This is a genomic window from Pseudomonas sp. 05T35 (assembly GCF_056396605.1).
Window position 1 is genome coordinate 1 of the sequence record NZ_JBFTLU010000515.1, and the last position, 2,921, is coordinate 2,921.

The 2,921-nt window shown below is 57.2% G+C and carries 5 protein-coding genes; 2 read left to right on the forward strand and 3 right to left on the reverse strand.

Features of this window, described 5'->3' with window-relative positions; translation table 11 throughout:
* The first annotated feature begins 277 nt into the window (after positions 1–277).
* On the forward strand, positions 278–664 hold the full coding sequence (locus tag AC1DH9_RS26355) for a hypothetical protein (RefSeq protein WP_427546906.1): 387 nt from the start codon (positions 278–280) through the stop codon (positions 662–664).
* Positions 665–741: 77 nt separating this feature from the next.
* Here the strand turns inward: AC1DH9_RS26355 and AC1DH9_RS26360 are convergent, their stop codons facing one another.
* The 3 genes from AC1DH9_RS26360 to AC1DH9_RS26370 form a co-directional block, all read right to left on the reverse strand.
* A complete protein-coding gene (locus tag AC1DH9_RS26360) occupies positions 742–903 on the reverse strand; it encodes a DUF2986 domain-containing protein (protein WP_427527521.1) in 162 nt (53 codons plus the stop codon).
* 110 nt (positions 904–1,013) lie between these two features.
* The gene (locus AC1DH9_RS26365; protein WP_427546909.1) at positions 1,014–1,754 is read right to left on the reverse strand and encodes a Mut7-C RNAse domain-containing protein; all 741 of its coding nucleotides are present in this window, start codon (positions 1,752–1,754) and stop codon (positions 1,014–1,016) included.
* Positions 1,751–1,879, reverse strand: a complete 129-nt coding sequence (locus AC1DH9_RS26370; RefSeq protein ID WP_427546912.1) for a hypothetical protein — start codon at positions 1,877–1,879, stop codon at positions 1,751–1,753. Before AC1DH9_RS26370 ends, AC1DH9_RS26365 begins: the two co-directional genes overlap by 4 nt.
* A gap of 259 nt (positions 1,880–2,138) precedes the next feature.
* Here AC1DH9_RS26370 and AC1DH9_RS26375 point away from each other — a divergent pair.
* Positions 2,139–2,921: cache domain-containing protein (locus AC1DH9_RS26375; RefSeq protein ID WP_477809085.1), on the forward strand; the 783-nt coding region annotated here is incomplete at its 3' end.

Genomic DNA, 2,921 nt, shown 5'->3' on the forward strand with positions numbered 1-2,921 from the left:
TTTGTAGAGGGGCTGCTTCTGGATCTGAGTGTGTAAAAACGCTGGCACGTTGAAGCTCATTTCTGCGCCTGCTCCAGCAAGCCTTCGGATCAGGACGTGCGTTGCATCCCTCTGTTGTTTGAGGGGCCGTCAGCTATTTATGCAGYGGCCTCCTAGAACTTTTCCCTATTTACCGGTCTATGTGGATACGCACATAAAGCTCGGTAAGCGCGACCCGAAGGTTTCCCGCAGCCAAATGGCGCCACGTCCAATTGTCAATCAGAGGTTGTCTTCGCCCATGAAATCTTATGTCCCACGGATGGTGCTCCTCAGCCTGTTCGCGTTTGCGGCAGTGGGCTCGGCATCAGCATCACAGATGAAGACCTCAAACCCTGTTTTCGCAACTGAAGTCGCAGCCGTTCAGGCTCCGGTCCAGGCTGCCGGAAACCCTTGGCCGAGCTTGGCCAGTATGGCCGGCAAGCAGCCAGGGCCGTTGCTTGCCCATGACGACCGATACTGGCGTGACGGCCGTTGGCACGATCGTAGAGAAGATTGGCGCCGAGACGAATGGCGTAGAGAGGAATGGCGCAGAGAACAAGCGCGCCGGGAAGCCGAACGCCATCGTGATTGGGAGCGCCATCATGAGCACCGCTACGATGACGATCACCGCTACTACCGTCGCTAGTGCGTAGCCGCGAGATAAATCCGCCGAAAGCACTGCCTGCTGATGTGTAAATCCAGGTGGTGCTTAAGCGACACAGATCAGCTCTCGGAAGAAGTGATTGAGTCGAGACTGGATTCAGCCGCCAGCTTCAATCGGTCAGCTTTGCAAATGTATTTGGACTTGCTTTTCGGTGCCAATTTGGCGCTGGCCTTTTTGGCGTTAGCCTTTAATAACTGATTTATTTTTTTACGACGATTCATCTTTTCTACTCGGCTTGTACGTTTTCGAATGATATCAGCTTAAATATCGGGCCAGAGCCTTGTGGTGTGCACTTGAGCGCTTTTGGCCGTTATCTGCCCGATGCACTCGACTATCGGTCCAGCAGAGGTGCCAGCAGTGCACACATGCCACGCCAGTGCGAACCCTCCCAGTAAATCCGTTGGCAGGCGTCGCAGCGCACGAAGTGAGAATAGAGCGCACCAACGCGTGGCGGCACCAGTGGCCGAGCCAGTTCCGGGCTGATCTCGTGCAGCGGCAGGTTGCAATGCAGGCACAGGCTGAAGGGGCGCGCGCTACGCGCCAGGTCGAGGCGCTCGTACACTTCGCGCAACTGCAACGACGGTTTCAGGGCATGCACGTAACAGCCGTGGCTGATGATCCGCCGCTTGAGCAGTTCGCGGTCGCGGGTTAGCACGATGCGTCCTTGCTGCGCCGCGATCTCGGCGATCTCGGCGTCTTCGAAGCGATTGTCGTAGAGGGTGTCGAAGCCGCTCATGCGCAGCAGGTTGGCCAGCCCGCCGAGGTGCGCATCAGCAACGAAGCGCAGCACCCGTAAAGGTTGCGCACGAACCTTTAGCAGCGGGCTGATGTCCAGCGTTTCGAACTTGGGATACACCGCCAGCCGGTCACCGTCGAAGATCACCCGCTCGAAGCCCACCGACTCGCCGTTGAGCAGCACCAGCTCGACCTCGGTGTGCGGTATCCCGAGCGCCTCGATCATGTGCTTGACCGTCGCCCCTCGCGCGCACTCGCAGGTAAAGGACTGCCGCCGCCGTTCGGCCGGCAGGAAATCGTTGAGCTCCTCGTAGAAGCGGAAGGTTGCACGAGTCATGCTGAACAGTATGGCAGGGCTGAAGGATGGGCGAGTCCGGTCCGCAGATCTTCTCCGGCAGGCATCCATTGATGCGCCAGCAACTGGCGGATCGCCGTTGCACGCGGTGTCAGGTATTCGATCATTTTGGCCTCAAGGGCCCGCTCGACCAGCATCCTGGTGAGCTGATTCGAGCTGATACAGGAATCAGCTCACCAACGCAGCCGCATGAAGATAGAGGCTTGTCGATCAGTGCACATATTGAGAGCAATCGTTGCTTTTGTTGTACACGAATAAACGGTAAAGGTCCGACAAAATCAGCCGAAACAGATTAAACGGCAAATCGCCATTAATCCGTGTGATTCGGCTATTTGTACCTCACTTCCCAGGATGGTGATCGTCATAATGAAAATAAAAAACAAGCTCGTCCTTGCTTTTGTGTTGGTCGCCTTCATTCCGGTAAGCCTGGTGGCTGTGATATCGGTGCTGAATATTCGGGCTCAGGCGGTCGATCAGTTTCTTGATGGCAGCACCCGTGAAATACGCCAGATCGACGGTAATATTCGGCAGTTTTTCGACGGTACACAGCAAAATGTCGATCAAATGGCCACTGATCCTGTATACAAATCGGTCGCCAGCCTCAAGCACTATGAGGCCGCCGATGCCGCCAGCCAGCCTCTGCCAYCGGCTGCCCAGCATGTCATCGATGCGTTCGCACGTTATGGCTCGATGCACCCGGCCGCCGCAATCCTTTCCATCGGCCTGGAAGATGGCAGCTACGCCAAATGGCCGGACGACCCGCAGCTGTCGAACTACGACCCGCGTTTGCGCCCCTGGTACAAAGCCGCCATGGTCAGCCCCGGCAAAACGGTGCGAACCCCTGCTTACTACTATGACAAGGACGCTGTGGCGCTGGTCGGTAGTGCCAGGGCACTGCTCGATGATACTGGCAAGGCCAAGGGTGTGTTGGTCGTGAGCGTTTCGTTGAAAAACCTCACCGAACTGGTCAAAAGCATCAAGCTCGGCGAAAGCGGCTACGTAATGCTGATCGAGGACGGCACCGTGCTGGTCGACCCGCGTGACGCCGGGCACAGCTTCAAGCAGCTCAAGGACCTGGGCGAGCCCTACGCCAAACTGGCTGCCACCACGCAGGGTTCCACCGAGGTGCAAATCAACGGGGTCAGGTAC